The sequence below is a fragment of the Stenotrophomonas sp. SORGH_AS_0321 genome (assembly GCF_031453215.1).
Classification (GTDB): domain Bacteria; phylum Pseudomonadota; class Gammaproteobacteria; order Xanthomonadales; family Xanthomonadaceae; genus Stenotrophomonas; species Stenotrophomonas chelatiphaga.
This window is the reverse complement of sequence record NZ_JAVIZG010000001.1, coordinates 1,605,034-1,623,657: the sequence shown is the minus strand read 5'-3', so window position 1 is coordinate 1,623,657 and position 18,624 is coordinate 1,605,034. Positions and strand designations below refer to the sequence as shown.

Annotated in this window: 19 protein-coding genes; 12 read left to right on the top strand and 7 right to left on the bottom strand. The window is 67.8% G+C overall.

Translation table 11 applies throughout. The annotated features are described in order from the left end of the window. Window positions 1-122: 122 nt before the first annotated feature. The 4 genes from QE373_RS07075 to QE373_RS07060 form a co-directional block, all read right to left on the bottom strand. A complete protein-coding gene (locus QE373_RS07075) occupies window positions 123-3,182 on the bottom strand; it encodes a TonB-dependent receptor (RefSeq protein WP_309685028.1) in 3,060 nt (1,019 codons plus the stop codon). A gap of 76 nt (window positions 3,183-3,258) precedes the next feature. Continuing rightward, on the bottom strand, window positions 3,259-4,323 hold the full coding sequence (locus tag QE373_RS07070; protein ID WP_123699774.1) for a LacI family DNA-binding transcriptional regulator: 1,065 nt from the start codon (window positions 4,321-4,323) through the stop codon (window positions 3,259-3,261). Between the two features lie 147 nt (window positions 4,324-4,470). Then, window positions 4,471-4,731, bottom strand: a complete 261-nt coding sequence (locus QE373_RS07065) for a BolA family protein (RefSeq protein ID WP_309689611.1) — start codon at window positions 4,729-4,731, stop codon at window positions 4,471-4,473. Window positions 4,732-4,745: 14 nt separating this feature from the next. Then, complete coding sequence (locus QE373_RS07060; protein ID WP_057506840.1) at window positions 4,746-5,045, bottom strand: YciI family protein; 300 nt, start codon at window positions 5,043-5,045, stop codon at window positions 4,746-4,748. A gap of 369 nt (window positions 5,046-5,414) precedes the next feature. Between QE373_RS07060 and QE373_RS07055 the strand changes: the two genes are divergently transcribed. Genes QE373_RS07055 through QE373_RS07045 form a run of 3 tightly spaced genes read left to right on the top strand, consistent with a single transcriptional unit; the run spans window position 5,415 to window position 8,947 of the window. After that, on the top strand, window positions 5,415-6,320 hold the full coding sequence (locus QE373_RS07055) for a ScpA family protein (protein ID WP_057506841.1): 906 nt from the start codon (window positions 5,415-5,417) through the stop codon (window positions 6,318-6,320). A gap of 13 nt (window positions 6,321-6,333) precedes the next feature. Further along, window positions 6,334-7,242: an SMC-Scp complex subunit ScpB gene (gene scpB, locus QE373_RS07050; protein WP_309685024.1), complete on the top strand. Its 909-nt coding sequence runs from the start codon at window positions 6,334-6,336 to the stop codon at window positions 7,240-7,242. Continuing rightward, complete coding sequence (locus QE373_RS07045; protein WP_309685022.1) at window positions 7,235-8,947, top strand: pseudouridine synthase; 1,713 nt, start codon at window positions 7,235-7,237, stop codon at window positions 8,945-8,947. The genes scpB and QE373_RS07045 overlap by 8 nt, the downstream gene beginning before the upstream one ends. A 170-nt stretch (window positions 8,948-9,117) precedes the next feature. On the opposite strand, the gene QE373_RS07040 is transcribed toward QE373_RS07045, so the two are convergent. The 3 genes from QE373_RS07040 to QE373_RS07030 all read right to left on the bottom strand — a co-directional run bounded on the left by QE373_RS07040 (window position 9,118) and on the right by QE373_RS07030 (window position 11,619). Continuing rightward, entirely contained in the window at window positions 9,118-9,555 is a 438-nt protein-coding gene (locus QE373_RS07040; protein WP_309685020.1) for a hypothetical protein, read from the bottom strand. Window positions 9,556-9,646: 91 nt separating this feature from the next. Next, a complete protein-coding gene (locus tag QE373_RS07035; protein WP_057506845.1) occupies window positions 9,647-10,474 on the bottom strand; it encodes an amidohydrolase in 828 nt (275 codons plus the stop codon). Next, entirely contained in the window at window positions 10,471-11,619 is a 1,149-nt protein-coding gene (locus QE373_RS07030; RefSeq protein ID WP_309685017.1) for a pyridoxal phosphate-dependent aminotransferase, read from the bottom strand. Before QE373_RS07030 ends, QE373_RS07035 begins: the two co-directional genes overlap by 4 nt. A gap of 129 nt (window positions 11,620-11,748) precedes the next feature. On the opposite strand from QE373_RS07030, the gene ccmA reads away from it, so the two are divergent. The 9 genes from ccmA to QE373_RS06985 are packed head-to-tail and all read left to right on the top strand — an operon-like array spanning window position 11,749 to window position 18,524. Continuing rightward, on the top strand, window positions 11,749-12,387 hold the full coding sequence (ccmA, locus tag QE373_RS07025; protein WP_057506847.1) for a heme ABC exporter ATP-binding protein CcmA: 639 nt from the start codon (window positions 11,749-11,751) through the stop codon (window positions 12,385-12,387). Beyond that, on the top strand, window positions 12,384-13,079 hold the full coding sequence (ccmB, locus tag QE373_RS07020) for a heme exporter protein CcmB (protein ID WP_057506848.1): 696 nt from the start codon (window positions 12,384-12,386) through the stop codon (window positions 13,077-13,079). Before ccmA ends, ccmB begins: the two co-directional genes overlap by 4 nt. A gap of 33 nt (window positions 13,080-13,112) precedes the next feature. Continuing rightward, window positions 13,113-13,862, top strand: a complete 750-nt coding sequence (locus tag QE373_RS07015) for a heme ABC transporter permease (RefSeq protein WP_057506849.1) — start codon at window positions 13,113-13,115, stop codon at window positions 13,860-13,862. Then, the gene (ccmD, locus tag QE373_RS07010) at window positions 13,859-14,044 is read left to right on the top strand and encodes a heme exporter protein CcmD (protein ID WP_309685013.1); all 186 of its coding nucleotides are present in this window, start codon (window positions 13,859-13,861) and stop codon (window positions 14,042-14,044) included. Before QE373_RS07015 ends, ccmD begins: the two co-directional genes overlap by 4 nt. After that, window positions 14,041-14,502 carry a cytochrome c maturation protein CcmE gene (gene ccmE / locus QE373_RS07005; RefSeq protein WP_057506851.1) on the top strand — a complete coding sequence of 154 codons (462 nt, stop codon included), beginning with the start codon at window positions 14,041-14,043 and terminating at the stop codon, window positions 14,500-14,502. The genes ccmD and ccmE overlap by 4 nt, the downstream gene beginning before the upstream one ends. Further along, window positions 14,503-16,422, top strand: coding sequence for a heme lyase CcmF/NrfE family subunit (locus QE373_RS07000; protein ID WP_309685010.1), 1,920 nt, complete (start codon window positions 14,503-14,505; stop codon window positions 16,420-16,422). It begins immediately after the preceding gene. Between the two features lie 14 nt (window positions 16,423-16,436). Then, window positions 16,437-17,054 (top strand): DsbE family thiol:disulfide interchange protein, encoded by a 618-nt coding sequence (locus QE373_RS06995; RefSeq protein ID WP_057506853.1) that lies wholly within the window; start codon window positions 16,437-16,439, stop codon window positions 17,052-17,054. Window positions 17,055-17,091: 37 nt separating this feature from the next. Further along, window positions 17,092-17,523: a cytochrome c-type biogenesis protein gene (locus tag QE373_RS06990; protein WP_152983342.1), complete on the top strand. Its 432-nt coding sequence runs from the start codon at window positions 17,092-17,094 to the stop codon at window positions 17,521-17,523. Continuing rightward, the gene (locus tag QE373_RS06985; protein ID WP_309685008.1) at window positions 17,520-18,524 is read left to right on the top strand and encodes a cytochrome C biogenesis protein; all 1,005 of its coding nucleotides are present in this window, start codon (window positions 17,520-17,522) and stop codon (window positions 18,522-18,524) included. Before QE373_RS06990 ends, QE373_RS06985 begins: the two co-directional genes overlap by 4 nt. Window positions 18,525-18,624 lie beyond the last annotated feature (100 nt).

Genomic DNA, 18,624 nt, shown 5'->3' with positions numbered 1-18,624 from the left:
TGCCCAGCCCACTGCCCCCTCCAGGGCAGTGGGCTGGACAATGGACGGGCCCGAAGACCCGCCATTGCCTTCCCACGGTACCGCCCGCAGGCGGTACCGCGTCATGCATCAGGCGTTCCGGATCAGAACCGGAAGCCGACTTCCGCCTTCACCTGGCGCGGCGTACCGACGATGTCGCCGGTTTCGTTGTAGCTGGCCAGCAGCTTGCCGTTGGTCTTGGTGTAGTTGTAGTTGGAGAAGTTGTCGAAATTGAACACGTTGATGATGTCGATACGAGCGTACAGCTCGGTCTCGTGCGCCATCTTGAACGTCTTCGTCGCCTGCAGGTCGACCGAACGGTAGCCGAAGATCTTGCCACCGAGCAGGAACTTGCCGTTGCCGTTGGGCACCGCGGCGCCCGGGGTCGGCAGGTCGAAGCCGGTCGACTGGGCGACCGGGTACCAGTCGTTCACCGCGGTCGGGGTGGCCAGGGTGACCTTGCCGCCGAAGGTGATGCCCCAGAAGCCCGCGTACGAACCGGTGACCACCAGACGGTGGCGCGGCGCGCCGTTGGAGCGGATGGTCGGGTAGTCCTCGATCAGGCCGCGGTCGAAGGCGTACTTCTCGTTGATGTCGCGGTTGTGGCGTGCGGTCGTCCAGGTGTAGGCGATCGAGGAGCCCCAGCCGCTTTCCTGGGTGAACGGCTTCTGCGCCGACAGCAGGACCTGGGTCGCGCGGGTCTTGATGCCCTGCTGGCCGATGATCAGGCTGCCGAAGCCCGGCACGTTGCAGCTCCAGGCCTGGCTCAGGCCCGGATCGCTGCCACCGCACAGACGCGGGTCATCGAAGAACTGGCCGGTCGGGTAACGGTTGCCCAGGGTGAAAGCGAAGCCGTCGTAGCTCAGGGTGCGGGAAATGGTGGCATCGGTCAGCCACTCACCGACCTGGTTGCTCATGCCGAAGCTGAACTGATCCGAGTACGGCACCTTCAGGTTGTTGTTCAGCAGGTCCACTTCCAGGCCGGCGTTGCTGGTCGAACCGACCAGCGCCTGCAGGTTGCCGATGCCGTTGAGCAGGTTCGGGTTCCAGTCATAGCAGGCGGCCTGGCCATTGAGGCAGGTGCCGGTGTTGGGGTTGCGGAAGTAGATGGTCGGCTGCGGCAGCGCCAGCTTGGTGGTTTCCAGCTGCAGGTTGTCGAACAGGTCGCGATCGTAGGAACGACCGGCACCGCCGTGGAACACGTGCTGCTCGTCGGCGTTGATGTCATACGAGAAGCCGATGCGCGGCTGCCAGGCATCCTTGAACGCCTTGCGGTTCTTGCCGGTGCTGATGTAATCGCTGATGTCCAGGCCGCCCAGCGCCAGCGAATCGGCGTAGGTCTGGCCGGCGGCAGCACGCGGATCCTGCGAGTAGATCGCGTCGACCACCGCCTGCGGGGTCACGAAGTCCAGGTAGGCCGGGGTCCTTTCGTAGTCCCAGCGCAGGCCGAGGTTCAGCTGCAGGTGGTCGTTGACCTGCCAGTCGTCCTGGATGAACAGGCCGATCTGCTTGGACTTCGAACGCACTTCGCCGGACACGCCCGACACGCCGGTCACCGGCTTGACGAACTGCGCCTTGTACGGGATGTCGGACGGGAAGTCCGGATCGCCCAGCGTGTAGGTGAAGGCCGGGTTGATCTGTGCCGCATCCGATGCGTACAGGTCGATTTCCTTGTACTTGGCGCCCATCTTGATGGTGTGGTCGCCGTTCCACTCGATGCCATCCAGGGTCAGGTTGTCTTCGATCGCCCAGCCCTTCTGGCCCTTCACCTGCGAATCCAGCGCGGAGGCGCCACCGATCTTGACCAGGGTACGGTCTTCGGTGCCGTCCGGCGCGGTGTAGGTGTAGCCGTTGCCCAGGGTCAGCGGGGTCGGGTTGTTGAACGAATCTTCATGGGTGAGCATCAGTTCGTTGTAGTAACGCTCGCCGCTGTGGTTCCAGCGCAGCGCGTAACGACGGTCGGTGTTGACCACTTCACGGCCGGCTTCCGGCGCGGTCTGGCCACTGAACTGCTGCTGGGTCTCGTCGCGATCCTGGAAGCTCAGTTCGATGCGATCGTTGTCGGTCGGCTCGAAGTCGATCTTGGCGAAGATCAGGTCCTGCTGGAACGGCTGGCTGGCCGGGCCGAGGCCGGCGGCGGCGTCTGCCGGCAGCAGGCCGATGCGGTTGGTGACCGAGCCTTCCGGGGCGATGGTGACCGGCAGGTCGAAGCGCTTGGCTTCGTAGGTCACGAAGAAGTGCGCCTTGTCCTGGACGATCGGGCCACCGAGCGCGAAGCCGTATTCCTTCTCGGCCGACGCTTCCTTGGTCTGGCCCGGCTGGCGCTCTGCCGGGGTCTTGGCGCGCATGTCTTCGTTGGTGTAACGGTAGAAGGTTTCACCCTTGAACTCGTTGGTACCGGACTTGGTCGCCGCGGTCACGGCCGCGCTGGACACCTGGCCGTACTCGGCCTTGTAGTTGCCGCTGATGACCTTGTATTCACCGATCGCCAGCTGCGGGAACGGGTTGCCGGCGCTGCCGGACTGGCCGGCCACGCCGCCGCCCTTGACGTAGCTCTTCTGGCCCACGCCGTCGATGTAGACGTTGGTGCCATCGGCATTGGTGGCACCGCCACGCAGGGAGGTGTTGCCCTTCGCATCGCGGGTGAAGATCAGGCCCGGCACGGCGTCGGCGAACTCCAGGAAGTTGCGCGAGACCTGCGGGGTGGTCTGGATCTGCTGCAGGCTGACGGTCTTGCCGACTTCGGAGGTGCGCACTTCCTGCAGCAGGGTCGGGGCGACCACGGTCACCGCATCCAGGGTGGTGGCATCGCCGGCCGGAGCCGCCGCTGCCGCGCCGCTGAAGTTCAGCGTGGCGGCCGAGGCCACGGTCACGGTGACCTTCTGCGTCTGGCCATTGGCCACCACGTCGTAGGTGCCCGGATCCAGGCCCATCAGCGAGTAGCTGCCGTCAGCGCGGACGGTGCCGCGACGGGTGGTGCCGGTGGCCACGTTGGTGGCGACCACTTCGCTGCCGGCCTGGGCCGAAGCAACGGTGCCGCGCAGGCTCGCGTTGGCCGACTGGGCCATCACGTCCGGTGCTGCAGCGATGGCCAGGCAGCTGACCAGGGCGCACGTCAGCAGACGGCGAGCCGGCATCCGACGATGGTGATTGAACTGCGTCATGAAAATCTCCGGGGGTGGTGGCGACCGTGATGGCCGCCCCTTTCATGTCAAACAAAAAATGGAATCGCCTCTGGCTTCAACGGCCGGATGGCGTGTGGGTTTGGGTCCTGCGGGAAACACTCTTGCTTGAATCACGCACGATCAGCTTCGGCACAAGCGTCTGCTTGTCACCCGCGCTTTCCGTGCTTTTTGAATCCATCAACTGCATCAGGCGCGTCATCGCCATGTCACCAAGCTCGGCGATACTCACCTGCATCGTCGTCAACGACGGGTGAACGAAACGGGCCAGCGGAATGTCATCGAAACCGGCCAGCGCCACGTCATCGGGCACCTTCAGGCCTGCCTGCGCGAACGCATACAGGCAGCCCAGCGCCATCATGTCGTTGGCCGCGAATACCGCATCGGGCAGCGTTCCGGCTGCCAGCAACTCCTGACCGGCACGGTGGCCGGAAGCTTCGTCGAAATCGCCGGGCAGCTCGATGCCCTGCGCATCACTGCCAAAGGCAGCCAGCGCATCGCGGAAGCCCCGCAGGCGTTCGCGCGCATCGTAGTTGGAGTCCGGGCCTGAAATGAAGGCAATGCGGCGGTGGCCGACGTCGAGCAGGTGGCGGGTCATCGCCACGGCGCCGGCGTGGTCATCGATGCTCAACACAGGATGGTCCTGGTCGGGCAGGTAGGTATTGATCAGCACCGTGGGCAGCGACTGCGGCAGGTTGTCGGTCAGGAAACCCGGGCTTTCCGCATACGGGGACAGCACCAGCAGGCCATCGACCCGGCCGCGCATGGCACGCAGGGCCGCACCCTGCTGTTCCTGGTCGCCGTGGTAACTGGACACCAGCAGGTGCTGGCGGCGGATACGGGCGATCTGGTCGATGCCGCGCATCAGTTCGGAGAAGAACTCGCCATACAGGTCGGGCAGCACCACCCCGACGGTATTGGTGCGACGGCTGCTCAGGCTGCGGGCGGCGGCGTGCGGGGTGTAGCGCAGGCGCGCAGCCACCTCCAGCACCAGTTGGCGAACCGGCTCGGCGACATTTTCGTGTCCATTGAGCGCGCGCGAAACCGTGGCCACGGAGACCTTGGCTTCCCGCGCAACATCCTTGATGGTGATCGCTGCCTTGTTCACAAAGTCGCCCTCCACGACTCCAGCCCTACGGCTTGGCGCGGAATGTAAGCGTTTCCAATGTCCGATGTAAACACTTCGTTAGTCCTATAGGTCGTGGGGCGTCCGCCCGCTGTCCACCGCGGGACGCCCCGGGGACGTCACAGGACAGCAAGGGACACCGGATCAGCCAGCCTCGGCCGGAGTCTGCGCACGTATGGAAAGCGCGTGGACATCGGTCTGCATCATGTCGCCAAGTGCAGCGTACACGGCGCGATGTCGTGCAATCTGCCCCATTCCGGCAAATTGCTCGCTGACCACGTGGATGTTGAAATGACCGCGCCCGTCACGCGCGCCGGCATGGCCGGCATGACGATGACTGTCGTCTTCAACATGCAGGTGCGCGGGAGCCAGTGATTGCTGCAACGCATCACGGATTCGCTCCATGCGTCCGGCGTTGCTCACGGCAGGACCTTGCGGAACGGGCGGACCTCGGTGCGCACGTAGACGCCGGCTGCCACGTAGGGGTCGGCGTCGGCCCATTCGCGGGCAGCGGCCAGCGAATCGAACGCGGCGATCACCACGCTGCCGCTGAAGCCGGCCGGACCCGGGTCCTCGCTGTCGATCGCCGGGCACGGACCGGCCAGCAGCAACCGGCCCTGCTCCTGCAGGGCCTGCAGCCGCGCCAGGTGGGTCGGGCGGGCGGCGATCCGGGCCGGAAGCACGTCCTGGCCGTCGTAGCCTTCAATTACGTACCACATCGATTGTCTCCTGTTGTCCTGCGGGAACTGGCGCTGATTCTAGCGGCTGCCTGACCACGCGCCGCGCCTGACTGGACACCGCGATTGCAAAGCCGTAACCTGTTTGCATTGCACGTGACTGGACGCAGCGTCCCGTCGGTCCCATGGCCCCACAGGCCACCGATGATCGAACCGCTGCCCCCGACCAGACCGCGTAGACGACCTCCCCGTAGTTTCGTCGCTGCCGCCAGTGCGGTGCGTCCTGCTTTATTGATGTGTGGAATCGCGCCGATTCCGGCGTGTCCTGGTTTCCGCCATGGCCTGTCAGGCAGTTGCCTGGAGGCAATGGCCGGCACCGCGACCGGTCCGTTGCAATCCTGATGTCCTTTGATGACCTCTGAAACCGCGCTAGACGCGACCCCGTCAATCCGGCCGCCCACCCCACAGCAGCAGGAAATGCCGCTGGCCGTGGTGCATGGGCAACCGGTCCTGCAGATACCGCAGGACCTGTACATCCCGCCGGATGCACTGGAAGTCATCCTGGATGCATTCGAAGGGCCGCTGGACCTGCTGCTGTACCTGATCCGCCGCCAGAACCTGGATGTGCTGGACATCCCCGTCGCCGAGATCACCCGGCAGTACGTGGAATACATCACGGTGATGCGCGAGCTGCGTTTCGAGCTCGCCGCCGAATACCTGGTGATGGCCGCGATCCTGGCCGAAGTGAAGTCGCGGATGCTGCTGCCGCGGCCGGTCAGCGAGGACGGTGAGGAAGCCGATCCGCGCGCCGAACTGGTCCGCCGGCTGCAGGAGTACGAACGTTTCAAGCAGGCCGCCGAGGATATCGACGCCCTGCCCCGGCAGGACCGCGACACCACCGTGGTGCATGCCTTCGTCCCCGACCGCGCGGCGATCCGCCTGCCGCCGCCGGTGGAACTGAAGGAAATGCTGGTGGCCCTGCACGACGTGCTCAAGCGCGCCGAGCTGTTCACCGGGCACGCGATCAAGCGCGAAGCCCTGAGTGTCCGCCAGCGCATGGGCGACCTGCTGGGCCGCATGGAAGAAGGCGTGTTCTACCGTTTCGAATCGCTGTTCACCGCCGAAGAAGGGAAGCTCGGCGTGCTGGTCACCTTCCTGGCCATGCTGGAACTGGCCAAGGAGCAGCTGCTGGATATCGTGCAGGAAGCCCCGCTGGCGGCGATCTACGTCAAGTCGCTGGCGGCGGGAAACACCAATGAGCCGCTGTCTTTCAGCAGCGAATTCGATGACAACGACGCAGCCAACCCGAACGAGTGAGCGCGAATTGCCGATGGATCAACCGCTGATCAACCGAATCGTCGAAGGCGCGCTGCTGGCATCGCCGCAGCCGCTGACCCTGGTGCAGCTCAAGGAGCTGTTCCCGGAAGACGAGCCGGCGCCGGCAGGCAGCGTGGAACGCGCACTGGAAACCCTGCGCGAGGCCTGCGGCGAGCGAGGCGTGGAACTGGTGGAGGTGGCCTCCGGCTTCCGTTACCAGGTCACCGCCGAGGTCCATGGGCATATCAGCCGGCTGTGGACCGAGCGCAAGACGCGCTACACCCGCGCCACGCTGGAAACGCTGGCGCTGATCGCCTACCGGCAGCCGATCACCCGTGGCGAGATCGAACAGGTACGTGGCGTTGCGGTGAGCAGCAACATCATCCAGGCCCTGGAAGAACGTGAGTGGATCCGGGTGATCGGCCACCGCGATGTGCCTGGCAGGCCGGCGCTGTTCGGTACCACCAAAGGTTTCCTGGATTATTTCGGCCTCAAGCGCCTGGATGAACTCCCGCCGCTGTCCGAGCTGAAAGACCTGGCCGAACTGGAACCGCAGCTGCCGCTGGGCCCGGATGGCCAGCCCGATGCACCGCTGCCGGCCGCGGCCGCCAGCCCGGTCGCAGCCGCCAATGATGACGATGCCCCCGCCCCCGGCGGCACCGACGAAGAAGGCATCCCGGCCGCCGCAGGCGCTGATGCCGGACCCCTACCCCCTGCCGCGCCCGTCGCGGCAGACCCTGATGAGCAAGCACCTTCGCCCAGCGACAACGGGCACCCCGACACCGCGCCGGGCACGCGCGCGGCGCCAGTGAACGAGAGCGAAGACAACGCCGTCGCGAAGACGACCGTGGCTGTTGACCTAGCCGATTCCGAACCAGAGGCCGACGATGAAACGTCGGCCGGAGCCAAAGTTAATGAGTGATACCCCCCGCAAGCTGTCGTTGAACAAGCTGTCGCTGAAGCGCGAAGCCACCTCCGAACAGTTCAAGCTGGAAGAACGCCTGCACAAGGTACTGGCACAGGCCGGCCTCGGTTCGCGCCGTGCGCTGGAACAGCGCATCGCCGAGGGCCTGGTCAAGGTCAACGGTGAAGTCGCGCAGACCGGCATGTCGGTCCGCAGCGGCGACCGCATCGAGCTGGATGGCCGTGGCTTCGTCGCCACCGCCCTGGCCGAGCCCTCGCGCGTGCTGGTCTACAACAAGCCGGAAGGCGAAGTGACCACCCGCGAAGATCCCGAAGGCCGCCCGACCGTGTTCGAGTCGCTGCCGGCGCTGAAGGGCGCCCGCTGGATCGCCATCGGCCGCCTGGACATCAACACCACCGGCCTGCTGCTGGCCACCACCGACGGTGAACTCGCCAACGCGATGATGCACCCGTCCTTCGAAGTCGAGCGCGAGTACGTGGTGCGCGTGCGCGCCCCGGAAGGCCAGGAAAAGGTCGACGACAACACCATCCTGCGCCTGCAGCGTGGCGTCGCGCTGGAAGACGGCCCGGCCAAGTTCGATGAAGTCGAGCGCATCGGCGGCACCGATTCGCACGACTGGTTCCGCGTGGTGGTCAAGGAAGGTCGCAACCGCGAAGTCCGCCGCCTGTGGGAATCGCAGGGCTGCCAGGTCAGCCGCCTGAAGCGTACCCGCTACGGCACCGTGAGCCTGCCGCGCGAACTGACCCGTGGCCATTCGGTGGAACTGCCGACCGCCCAGGTCGAAGCGCTGCGCGCCAAGTTGAACCTGGAAGAAGGCGCACCGTCCGCGCTGACCCTGCAGCCGGTGATCGGCCAGCGTCGCGCGGCCAAGACCACCGTGCGCATGGGCCGCGAAGGCGGCCGGGGCACGGCCTACGTCAACGGCCACAACACCGCCGATGAAGGTCGCGAGCTGCGTCGCTTCGACAACGTCCGCGAAGAGCGCGGTCGTGGTCGCGGTGGCAAGGGCGGCGGCGGCTTCAAGGGCGGCCTGACGGTCAGCGGTGAAGCCGCGGCCAAGCAGTCGCAGCGTCCGTTCAAGGCGCGCCCGCAGAAGAATGACCGTGGCCTGCCGGAAGGCAATCCGGCGGCATTCCGCAGCTGGTACGTGCCGGACGGCGTCAGCACCGGCCCGAGCGGCCACCGCAACGCCGGTCCCGGCGCAGCGCGCGGCCCGGGTGCCCGTGGTCCCGGCGGCCCCGGTGCCCGTGGTCCGGGTGGTCCGGGTGCGCGCGGCCCCGGTGCACGCGGTCCGGGCCAGGGCGGTGGTTACGGCCAGGGCCAGGGTGAAGGCGGTCGTGGCGGTTACGCCAAGCCGAAGTCGCCGGGTGCCGGTGGCAATCGCGGTGGCCAGGGCCAGGGCGGCCAGGGCAACAAGCATCCGTACGGTCATCCGGGCAACGCACCGTCGTTCCCGTCCGACCATGCCAACCCGGGCTTCAGCCCGTACGGCAGCACCCCCCGTCCGGCCAGCGGCAATCGCGGCCCGGGTGGCAATCGTTCGGCCGGTGGCCCGGGTGGCAACCGCGGACCGGGGGGTCCCGGTGGCAACCGCGGCCCCGGCGGCCCGGGCGGCAACCGTGGCCCGGGTGGCCCCGGTGGCAACCGTGGCCCGGGCGGTCCGGGTGGCAACCGCGGTCGCGGTGGCCCGCGCGGCAGCTGATCCCCTCGCGTGATGCATCAAAAAACCCGGCTTCGGCCGGGTTTTTTGTTGCCCCGTCAGCGTGACCGGTAGTGACGGCCGCTGGCCGTCGTGCCAAGTTTCCCGGTAGTGACGGCCGCTGGCCGTCGAACAAGTCGCGATGACGGCCAGCGGCCGTCACTACCCCGCCCTCAGCGCCGTTCGATCGTGAACGCCGTGCCGTCGATCCCCAGGTCCCAGCCCTTGCCGGTACCGGCCAGCGCCAGCGAGATATCGCCCTTGGTCATCGCCACCGCACCGCTGGAGCGGACCGCGCCGGCATGCGCGCTGACCGCCGCATACGTGCCGAACAGGTCATCGGGGGAGTAAGCGCCGCTGAAACGGCCCGTGCCATCGACGATCTTCGACTTGCCCACGGTCAGCCCACCGCCCTTGACCTTCAGCGTGACCGGCATGCGCATGCCGTTGTCGCAGGTGATCGTCCCGGTGCCGGAGGCGGTCTTGTAGAACACCGACCAGCCGGACAGGTCATAGCGCAGGCTGCACTCGATGTTACCGGCAGCCTGTGCGGCGGGCGCAACGAAAGCCGAAGCGAACAGCACAGCCACCAGGGAAACAGCGTTCTTCATCGTCGGGAAACTCCGGATTTCATGATGCGCCGAATCTAGCAGCGCGCCGCCCCGTCAGGACAGGGCCGGCGGCCCCCATCCCGGGCGCGGTTCAGCCGGCGCGCGGCGGCGGATCCAGCTCGAAGCGGTCCGCGTCCAGCATCGCCGGGAAGCGCGCACGATGGGCAGCCAGCGCCTGCGCCGACAGCGTGGTGGTCACCACCTGCTCGACTTCGCGCACTTCCACCTGGGGCTGTCCGAGGTAATCGATGACCGCGCTGTCGCCGGCGTAATGCAGGTCGTTGCCGTCCACGCCCACCCGGTTCACCGCCGCCACGAAACACAGGTTTTCGATCGCGCGTGCGCGCAGCAGCGTCTTCCACGCATAGGCCCGCGCCGAAGGCCAGTTGGCGACGAAGATCTGCAGGTCGAAATCCAGCTGCCCTGCCCGCTCCACATCGAAACGGTTGCGGCAGAACACCGGGAAACGCAGGTCGTAGCAGACCTGCGGATTGATCCGCCAGCCCTTCCATTCCACGCTCAGGCGTTCATGTCCGGCGGCATAACGTTCGTGCTCGCCACCGTAGCGGAACAGGTGTCGCTTGTCGTACTGCTGCAGGTCGCCGTCCGGGGTAGCGAACAACAGCCGGTTGTAGACCGCATCGCCTTCGCGCAGCTGCACGCTGCCGGTGACCGCGGCGCCCAGTTGAACCGCCTGCTCGACGATCCAGGCCACGGTCGGGCCATGCATGTCTTCGGCCTGGCTGATCGCCGCGTTGGAAAAGCCACTGGTGAAGGTTTCCGGCAGCACCACCAGGTCGGTCGTGCCTGCCAACGGCGCCAGCAGCGCGGCGTAATGCGCGCGGTTGCCGGCCGGATCGTGCCAGCGCGTATCGCCCTGCACCAGGCTGATGCGCAGGTCCTGCGGTGCACCGCTCACAGCCGCTTCAACCGTTCGATGGCCGCATCCAGCGTGGCTTCGTTCTTGGCAAAGCACAGCCGCACGATGCGCTGGTCAACCGGCGGCGTCTCATAGAACGGCGACAGCGGGATCGCCGCCACGCCCTTTTCAATGGTCAGCCACTTCACGAACTCATGGTCGGGCAGGTCGCTGATCGCCGAATAATCGACCAGCTGGAAGTAGCCGCCCGGCACCGCCAGCGGCAGCAGCCGGGTCTGCGCCAGCTGCTCGCGGAAACGGTCGCGCTTGGCCTGGTAGAACGCCCCCAGTTCCAGGTGATGCTGCGGCTCGTCGCGGATCATCGCGGCGAAACCGTACTGCGCCGGGCCGAAACTGGTGAAGGTGTTGTACTGGTGGACCTTGCGGAATTCCGCGCTGAGCGCGGGCGGTGCGATCGCATAGCCGATCTTCCAGCCGGTGCAGTGGTAGGTCTTGCCGAAGCTGGAAATCACGAACGCGCGTGCGCGCAGTTCCGGGTGGCGCAGCGCCGATTCGTGGCGGCGGCCGTCGTAGATGATGTGCTCGTACACCTCATCGGAGATCAAGTAGATGTCGGTGCCACGCAGCAGGTCGGCCAGCGCCTGCAGGTCGGCCTCGGCCAGCATCGCCCCGGACGGATTGTGCGGGGTGTTGACCATCAACAGGCGCGTGCGCGGGGTGATCGCCGCGCGTACGCGGTCCCAGTCCACCGCGAAGGTCTGCGGGTCCAGCGGCACGTGCACCGCGCGCGCGCCGGCCAGGTCGATGGCCGGCTCGTAGCAGTCATACGCCGGGTCCAGCACGATCACTTCCTCGCCGGCACGCACCACGGCGTGGATGGCATTGAAGATCGCTTCGGTGGCGCCACTGGTGACGGTGATTTCGGTATCCGGATCCACCTGCGCGCCGTACAGGTCCAGCGACTTCTGCGCGATCGCCTGGCGCAGAGGCGCCACCCCGGTCATCGGCGGGTACTGGTTCAGGCCTTCGGCCATCGCGGCGGTGGTGGCATCGATCAGGCGCTGCGGCGCGCTGAAATCGGGAAAGCCCTGGCCAAGGTTGACGGCGCCGTGTTCGGCGGCCAGCTGGGACATCACGGTGAAGATGGTGGTGCCCACCTTGGGCAGCTTGGTCTGCGGTTGCATCGGCCTGTGCGGGGTTGGAAGACAGGCATGTGAGTGTAGCGCCTTGACGGCCAGCGGCCGTCACTACCGGCCAGCGGCCCTCTCTACCCTTTACAATCAGGGCCCGTGTTCGGCGCAGAGAATCGCCCCTTGGATACCCCTGCGCTGCTGGCCGCACATGGCCTTTGCTTCTCACGAGATGACGAACGCGTGTTCGGCCCGCTCGATTTCCACGTGGACACCGGCGAAGCGCTGCTGGTGCAGGGCGACAACGGTGCCGGCAAGACCACCCTGCTGCGCGTGCTGGCAGGCCTGCTGCGGCCTTCGGCCGGGCGCGTGGAGATCGATGGCCGCGCCGCCAGCACCGCCGAACGCGCGCGCTTCGTGGCCTACCTGGGCCACCTGCCAGCGATGAAACCGGACCTGGATACGCTGCAGAATCTGCATTTCCTGTGCGGCCTGCATGGCCGTCGTGCGCGCCAGATGCCCGGCAACGCATTGGCGGTGGTCGGGCTGGCCGGGCACGAAGACACCCTGGTACGGCATCTGTCGGCCGGGCAGAAGCGCCGGCTGGCGCTGGCGCGGATGTGGCTGTCGCCTGCACCGCTGTGGCTGCTGGACGAACCCTATGCCAACCTCGACCTGGAGGGCATCAACCTGGTCAACCGGATGATCTCCGCGCACCTGCGCGGCGGTGGCGCGGCGCTGGTCACCACCCACGGCGCCTACGCCGCCCCGCCGGTGCGCACGCGCCAGCTGCAGTTGGCGCTGCCGCAGGTGGCCGCATGATCGCCCCCGGCACCGAACCCGGCCTGTGGCAGACCGCGCGTGCGCTGGCCGTGCGCGACCTGCGGCTGGTCTGGCGCCGCCGCGGCGATGCGCTGCAGCCGGTGCTGTTCGCCTTGCTGGTGGTGGTGCTGTTCGCGCTGGCGTCCGGCCGCGATCCACGCCAGCTGGCCGGCAACGCCGTCGCGGTGCTGTGGCTGGCAGTGCTGCTGGCCGGACAGCTGGCGCTGGATTCGCTGTTCCGTTCCGATGCCGAAGATGGGTCGCTGGAACAGTGGCTGCTGGCGCCGGTGCCGCTGGCCTGGCTGGTGCTGGTGCGCGTGCTGATGCACTGGCTGACGACGGCCCTGCCGCTGATCGTACTCAGCCCGTTGCTGGCGGAAATGCTGCATCTGCCACATGACCAACTACCGATGTTGCTGGCATCGTTGCTGCTGGGCACGCCGCTGTTGAGCCTGATCGGCGGCATGGTGGCGGCACTGACGGTCGGCATCCGGCGCTCTGGTATCCTCGTGGCGTTGCTGTCGTTGCCGCTGTACGTGCCGGTTCTGGTGTTCGGCGCAGGCAGCGTCGCTGCGGCCGCACGCAACCAGGATCCGTATGGCGCGCTGCTGATGCTCGCCGCCGGGCTGGTGGTGGCGCTGGTGCTGGCGCCACTGGCTACCGCTGCCGCCATCCGCATTTCCTTGAGCTGAGCCACACCGACAACCCGGGATAGCCGCTACCGCATGCAACCGATCGTCCGCTGGTTCCACCAACTCGGCTCGCCGCCCACCTTCGACCGTTTCGCCCGTCGCTGGTCCCGCGTCTTCCACCTCGCTGCGCTGCCGGTGCTTGCCTTCGGGCTGTGGCAGGCGTTGTTCGTGGTGCCGGCCGATTACCAGCAGGGCGACAGCTTCCGCATCCTGTTCGTGCACGTGCCCAGCGCATGGATGAGCCTGTTCGTGTTCGCGCTGATGGCGCTGTATGCGGCAATCGCACTGGTGTGGAAGATCAAGGTCTGCGAAGTCCTGGCGATGGCGTGCGCGCCGATCGGTGCAGGCTTCACCCTGATCACCCTGCTCACCGGCAGCATCTGGGGCCGGCCGATGTGGGGCACCTGGTGGGACTGGGACCCGCGCCTGACCACCGAACTTATCCTGCTGTTCCTCTATTTCGGGGTTATCGGGCTGTACATGGCCATCGAAGACCGGCGCAACGCCGCGCGCGCGGCGGGCCTGCTGGCCATCGTCGGGGTCGCGCTGCTGCCGGTCATCCGGTATTCGGTGGACTGGTGGGGCAGCCTGCACCAGGGCCAGACCATCCGCCTGTTCGGGCCGACCACGCTGGATGCCAGCATGCAGCTGCCGCTGTGGCTGATGGTGATCGGCACCAAGCTGTGGTTCGTCGGCTCGCTGCTGGCCAAGGCGCGTGCGGACAACCTGCAGCGCGAAGCCGGCAAGGACTGGGTGCAGCGCCAGCTGCAGGGGGAACCATGACGTACCTGGGCTACGTGGTCGCCGCCTACGCGGTGTTCGCCGGGGTGCTGGCGATCGATGCCATCGGCTCGCACCTGCGCCTGCGCCGCGCGCAGCAGGACGCCCGCCAGCGCCAGCTGCGCCAGCAGGCACGCCGCTCGGCCAGCGCCGGCAACGGGCTGCCGCTGGAGCTCGAGCGATGAATCCGCAGCGTCGCCGTCGCCTGCTTTGGGTGCTGCTGCTGGTGGCCGCGTCCGGGCTGGCCACTGCGCTGGTGGCGATGGCCCTGCAGCGCAACGTCGCCTACCTGTACACCCCGGCCGAAGTGCTGCGCGGTGATGCCGGCAGCGCCGAACGCTTCCGCCTGGGCGGCATGGTCGCCAAGGGCTCACTGAAACGCGAGCCCGGCTCGCTGGTGGCGCTGTTCACCGTCACCGATGGTGATGCGGACATGACCGTGCGCAGCGACCAGATCCTGCCGGACCTGTTCCGCGAGGGCCAGGCCGTGGTGGTGACCGGGCGCCTGCAGGGCGACCGTTTCATCGCCGAAGAAGTGCTGGCCAAGCACGATGAAACCTACATGCCGAAGGAACTGGCCGACAAGATGGGCAAGGCACACGTCAAGCACGATGTGCCCGTGCCTGCGCCCGAGGTGCGCTGAGTGCTGCCCGAACTGGGACAGATCCTGCTGCTGCTGGCGTTATTGGCGGCGCTGCTGCAGGCCAGCCTGCCGCTGATCGGCGCCCAGCGCGGCATCGCCAGCTGGATGCAGGTCGCGCGGCCGGCGGCGCTGGCGCAGTTGCTGCTGGTGGCGGCCGCCTTCGCGGTGCTCACCGCTGCGTTCGTGCAGCAGGATTTCTCGGTGCGCTACGTCGCGGAAAATTCCAACACGCTGCTGCCGATGGTGTATCGCTGGTCGGCGGTGTGGGGCGCGCACGAAGGCTCACTGCTGCTGTGGGCGCTGGTGTTGGCCGCATGGACCGGCGCGGTGGCGCTGGGCTCGCGGCGGTTGCCCGCCACCGTGCAGGCGCGCGTGCTGGCGGTGATGGGCCTGGTCAGCATCGGCTTCCTCGCGTTCCTGATCTTCACCTCCAATCCGTTCGCGCGCCTGATCCCGGCGCCGCTGGAAGGCCGTGACCTCAATCCGCTGTTGCAGGACCCCGGACTGATCATCCACCCGCCGATGCTGTACCTGGGCTACGTGGGGTTCTCGGTGCCGTTCGCGTTCGCCGTTGCCGCGCTGCTGGATGGCCGGGTCGACACGCGCTGGGTGCGCTGGACACGGCCGTGGACCAACGTGGCCTGGGCGTTCCTCACCCTGGGCATCGCGCTGGGCAGCTGGTGGGCCTACTACGAACTGGGCTGGGGTGGCTGGTGGTTCTGGGATCCAGTGGAAAATGCCAGCTTCATGCCGTGGCTGGCCGGCGCCGCGCTGATCCATTCGCAGGCGGTGACCGAAAAGCGCGGCACCTTCGCCAGCTGGACGTTGCTGCTGGCGATCGCCGCCTTCGCGCTGTCCCTGCTCGGCACCTTCCTGGTGCGCTCGGGCGTGCTGACCAGCGTGCATTCGTTCGCCGCCGATCCCTCGCGCGGCATGTTCATCCTGCTGTTCCTGGCAATCCTGGTGGGCGGGGCGCTGCTGCTGTTCGCGCTGCGCGCCGGCCGCCTTGGCGTGGACAGCAGCGATCCGCGCCGCGGCTTCACCGCCACCTCGCGCGAGACCCTGCTGCTGGCCAACAACCTGCTGCTGGCCAGCGCCTGCGCGATGGTGCTGCTGGGCACCCTGTATCCCTTGCTGGCCGATGCGATGGGGCTCGGCAAGATCTCCGTCGGGCCGCCCTACTTCGGCAGCCTGTTCCTGCTGCTGATGGCCCCGCTGGTGTTGCTGCTGCCGTTCGGCCCACTGGTGAACTGGCAACGTGACCAGCCCTCGCGCGCGCTGGCGCTGCTGCTGCCCTGGCTGGCGCTGGCCATGCTGCTGGCCGCGCTGGCCTGGTGGCGCGCACCGCAGAACGGCTGGAAGGTCGGCCTGGGTGTCGGCGCGGCCGCCTGGGTGGGACTGGGCACGGCACGCTTCATCTGGCAGCGCCTGCGTGGCAATGGACGCTTCACCGCGGAAATGACCGGCATGCTGCTGGGCCATGCGGGCATGGCGGTGTTCCTGGCCGGCGCGCTCCTGGTTGAAGCGCTGAACGTGCAACGCGAGGTGGCCCTGTCACCCGGGCAGACCGTGGTGGTGGGCCGCCATGAAATCCGCTTCGAAGGCGTCGACCACCGCGAAGGCCCGAACTTCAGCGCCGACCGCGGACACCTGCGGGTGTTCCGCGATGGCCGCGAACGCGCGCTGCTGCACCCGGAAAAACGCCTGTATGCCAGCGGTGGCCAGGTGATGACCGAAGCCGGCATCGACGCGCGGCTTTCCGGCGATGTCTACGTGGCAATGGGCGAGCCGCTGGGCAACAATGCATGGGCCGTACGCGTGCATATCAAGCCATTCGTGCGCTGGATCTGGCTCGGGGCGCTGTTGATGGCGCTCGGTGGCCTGGTCGCTGCCGTTGATCGTCGTTTCCGCCGTCCGTAGGAGTCCTGTTTTCCATGTCCGAATCCCCCGCCCCCCGCCCTTCCCGTCCGCTGCCCCCGGTGGCCATCGTGATCGGCGTGCTGTTCTTCTTCGGCCTGCTCGGGCTGATGGTGTATGGGGTGATGAAGAGCGGCGATCCGCAGCGCGATGTCCTGCCCTCGCCGCTGATCGGCAAGCCGGCGCCGGCCTTCGAACTGCCGGTGCTGCATGATCCGGACATCCACGTGCGCAGCGAAGAACTGCGCGGTGCACCGTACCTGATCAATGTCTGGGGCAGCTGGTGCGCCGCCTGCCGCGAAGAACACCCGGTGCTTACCCGCTTCGCCGAAACCAAGCGCGTGCGGGTCATCGGCTACAACTGGAAGGATGAACCGGCCGATGCCCTGCGCTGGCTGGAACAGCTGGGCAATCCCTTCATGGTGGTGTTGAGTGACATCGAAGGCCGCACCGCGATCGACTGGGGCATCACCGCCGCACCGGAAACCTTCCTGGTGGATGGCAGCGGCGTGGTGCGCTGGAAGTACAGCGGCGCGATGACCCAGGCGGTGGTCGACCAGAAGTTGATCCCGGCACTGGAACAGATCGAAAAAGCCCAGGCCGATGCCGGCAATGCACTGCACGCCACGCCCTGACCCGCAGGGCGCGCGCCGCTTCGCAGGCGGCCTGCTGATGGCCGTGCTGCTGCTGGCCTCGCTGTTCTGCAGCGTCGCCCGCGCACAGCAGCCGGTCCACGACGCGCGGCCGCTGCAGTTCACCGATGCCGCCGAAGAAGCACGCTTCCACGCACTCGCCGCGCAGCTGCGCTGCGTGCAGTGCCAGAACCAGTCATTGGCCGATTCCAATGCGCAGATCGCCCAGGACCTGCGCCGCGAAGTGCTGCAGTTGATCCAGCAGGGCCATGACGATGCCGAGGTGAAGCGCTTCCTGGTGCAGCGCTACGGCGAGTTCGTGCTGTACCAGCCCACGCTGCAGCCCGGCACCTGGCTGCTGTGGGGCGGGCCGCTGCTGTTCCTGCTGGGCGGCGGGCTGGTGGTGTGGCGGCTGGTGCGGCGCCGGGGCGGCGCCGTGGTGGTCGACGAAAACCGCGGTGACGGCTGGTGACGGCCGCGTTGGCCGCGCTGGCCGGCGTTGCCGGCTTGCTGCTGGCACTGGCCGTGCTGTGGCCGTTGCGCGCGCGTGGGCGGCTGGGTTTCATGGCTGCCTGCCTGAGCATCGGCGTGGCAAGCGCCAGCCTGTACCTGCTGGTCGGCGATCCGCGCGCCGCGCAGGCACCAGCCGCGCCCTCGCTGGCGGAACTGCGCGATGGCGTGCAGGCGCTGGAACAGGCACTGGAGCAGGAACCGCAACGTGCCGATGGCTGGGTGCTGCTGGGCCGCTCGCGCGCTGAGCTCGGCCAGCTCGATGCCGCTGCCGCCGCGTACAGCCGCGCTGCAGCGCTGGCGCCGGACGACGCCGGGGTGCTGGTGGAAGCCGCCCAGGCGCGTGCCCAGGCCGATCCGGGAAAGCGCTTCGATGACGTGGCGCTGGAGTGGCTGCAGCATGCGCTGCAGGTGCAGCCCGATGCCGAACGCGCGGCCTGGCTGCTGGGCATCGCGCTGCGCCAACGCGGCCGCGATGGCGAGGCGGTGGCCGTGTGGTCCGCGCTGCTGCCGCGCCTGCAGCCCGGGGCGGCGGCGGCGCTGGAACAACAGCTGGTCATCGCACGCGCTGCGGCCGGTGCCCAGGCGCCCGCTGCGTCAGCGGGCGCGGTGCAGGAAAAGGCGGCGACGCGGGTGCGCGTGCGCATCGCGCTGCCGCCCGGTTTCGATCCCGCGCAGTGGCCGCAGGGCGCGGCCCTGTTCGTACTGGCGCGTGCACCGGGAGGCCCGCCGATGCCGGTGGCGGTGCGCCGCTATCCGCTGCAGGCGCTGCCTGCCAGCGTCAGCCTCAGCGACGCCGACAGCCCGATGCCGACCCAGCCGCTGTCCGCGCATGCACGCGTGGAGGTGCTGGCACGGCTGTCGCGCGATGGAACCGCCGCGCACGCCGATGGTGACCTGCAGAGCGAGCCGGTGATGGTGCAGCTGCCGCAGCGCGGCGAGTTGGACCTGCAGTTGCGGTAACGCGGTCAGCCTACCGACCGCTGCGCTCGCCGACCATGGGTCGGCGCTACCGTACTGCCCTGGTAGCGCCGAGCCGTGCTCGGCGGAATCCTGACGACCA

Excerpts from the sequence above, each read along its gene's own strand:
- QE373_RS07045 (WP_309685022.1), top strand. The coding sequence starts at position 7,235 with ATGAGTGATACCCCCCGCAAGCTGTCGTTGAACAAGCTGTCGCTGAAG.
- ccmB (WP_057506848.1), top strand. The coding sequence starts at position 12,384 with ATGATCGCCCCCGGCACCGAACCCGGCCTGTGGCAGACCGCGCGTGCG.
- QE373_RS06995 (WP_057506853.1), top strand. The coding sequence starts at position 16,437 with ATGTCCGAATCCCCCGCCCCCCGCCCTTCCCGTCCGCTGCCCCCGGTG.
- scpB (WP_309685024.1), top strand. The coding sequence starts at position 6,334 with ATGGATCAACCGCTGATCAACCGAATCGTCGAAGGCGCGCTGCTGGCA.
- QE373_RS07040 (WP_309685020.1), bottom strand. The coding sequence starts at position 9,555 with ATGAAGAACGCTGTTTCCCTGGTGGCTGTGCTGTTCGCTTCGGCTTTC.
- QE373_RS07065 (WP_309689611.1), bottom strand. The coding sequence starts at position 4,731 with ATGGAGCGAATCCGTGATGCGTTGCAGCAATCACTGGCTCCCGCGCAC.
- QE373_RS07030 (WP_309685017.1), bottom strand. The coding sequence starts at position 11,619 with ATGCAACCGCAGACCAAGCTGCCCAAGGTGGGCACCACCATCTTCACC.
- QE373_RS07015 (WP_057506849.1), top strand. The coding sequence starts at position 13,113 with ATGCAACCGATCGTCCGCTGGTTCCACCAACTCGGCTCGCCGCCCACC.
- QE373_RS06990 (WP_152983342.1), top strand. The coding sequence starts at position 17,092 with ATGGCCGTGCTGCTGCTGGCCTCGCTGTTCTGCAGCGTCGCCCGCGCA.
- QE373_RS07055 (WP_057506841.1), top strand. The coding sequence starts at position 5,415 with ATGACCTCTGAAACCGCGCTAGACGCGACCCCGTCAATCCGGCCGCCC.
- ccmE (WP_057506851.1), top strand. The coding sequence starts at position 14,041 with ATGAATCCGCAGCGTCGCCGTCGCCTGCTTTGGGTGCTGCTGCTGGTG.
- ccmD (WP_309685013.1), top strand. The coding sequence starts at position 13,859 with ATGACGTACCTGGGCTACGTGGTCGCCGCCTACGCGGTGTTCGCCGGG.
- QE373_RS07060 (WP_057506840.1), bottom strand. The coding sequence starts at position 5,045 with ATGTGGTACGTAATTGAAGGCTACGACGGCCAGGACGTGCTTCCGGCC.
- QE373_RS07075 (WP_309685028.1), bottom strand. The coding sequence starts at position 3,182 with ATGACGCAGTTCAATCACCATCGTCGGATGCCGGCTCGCCGTCTGCTG.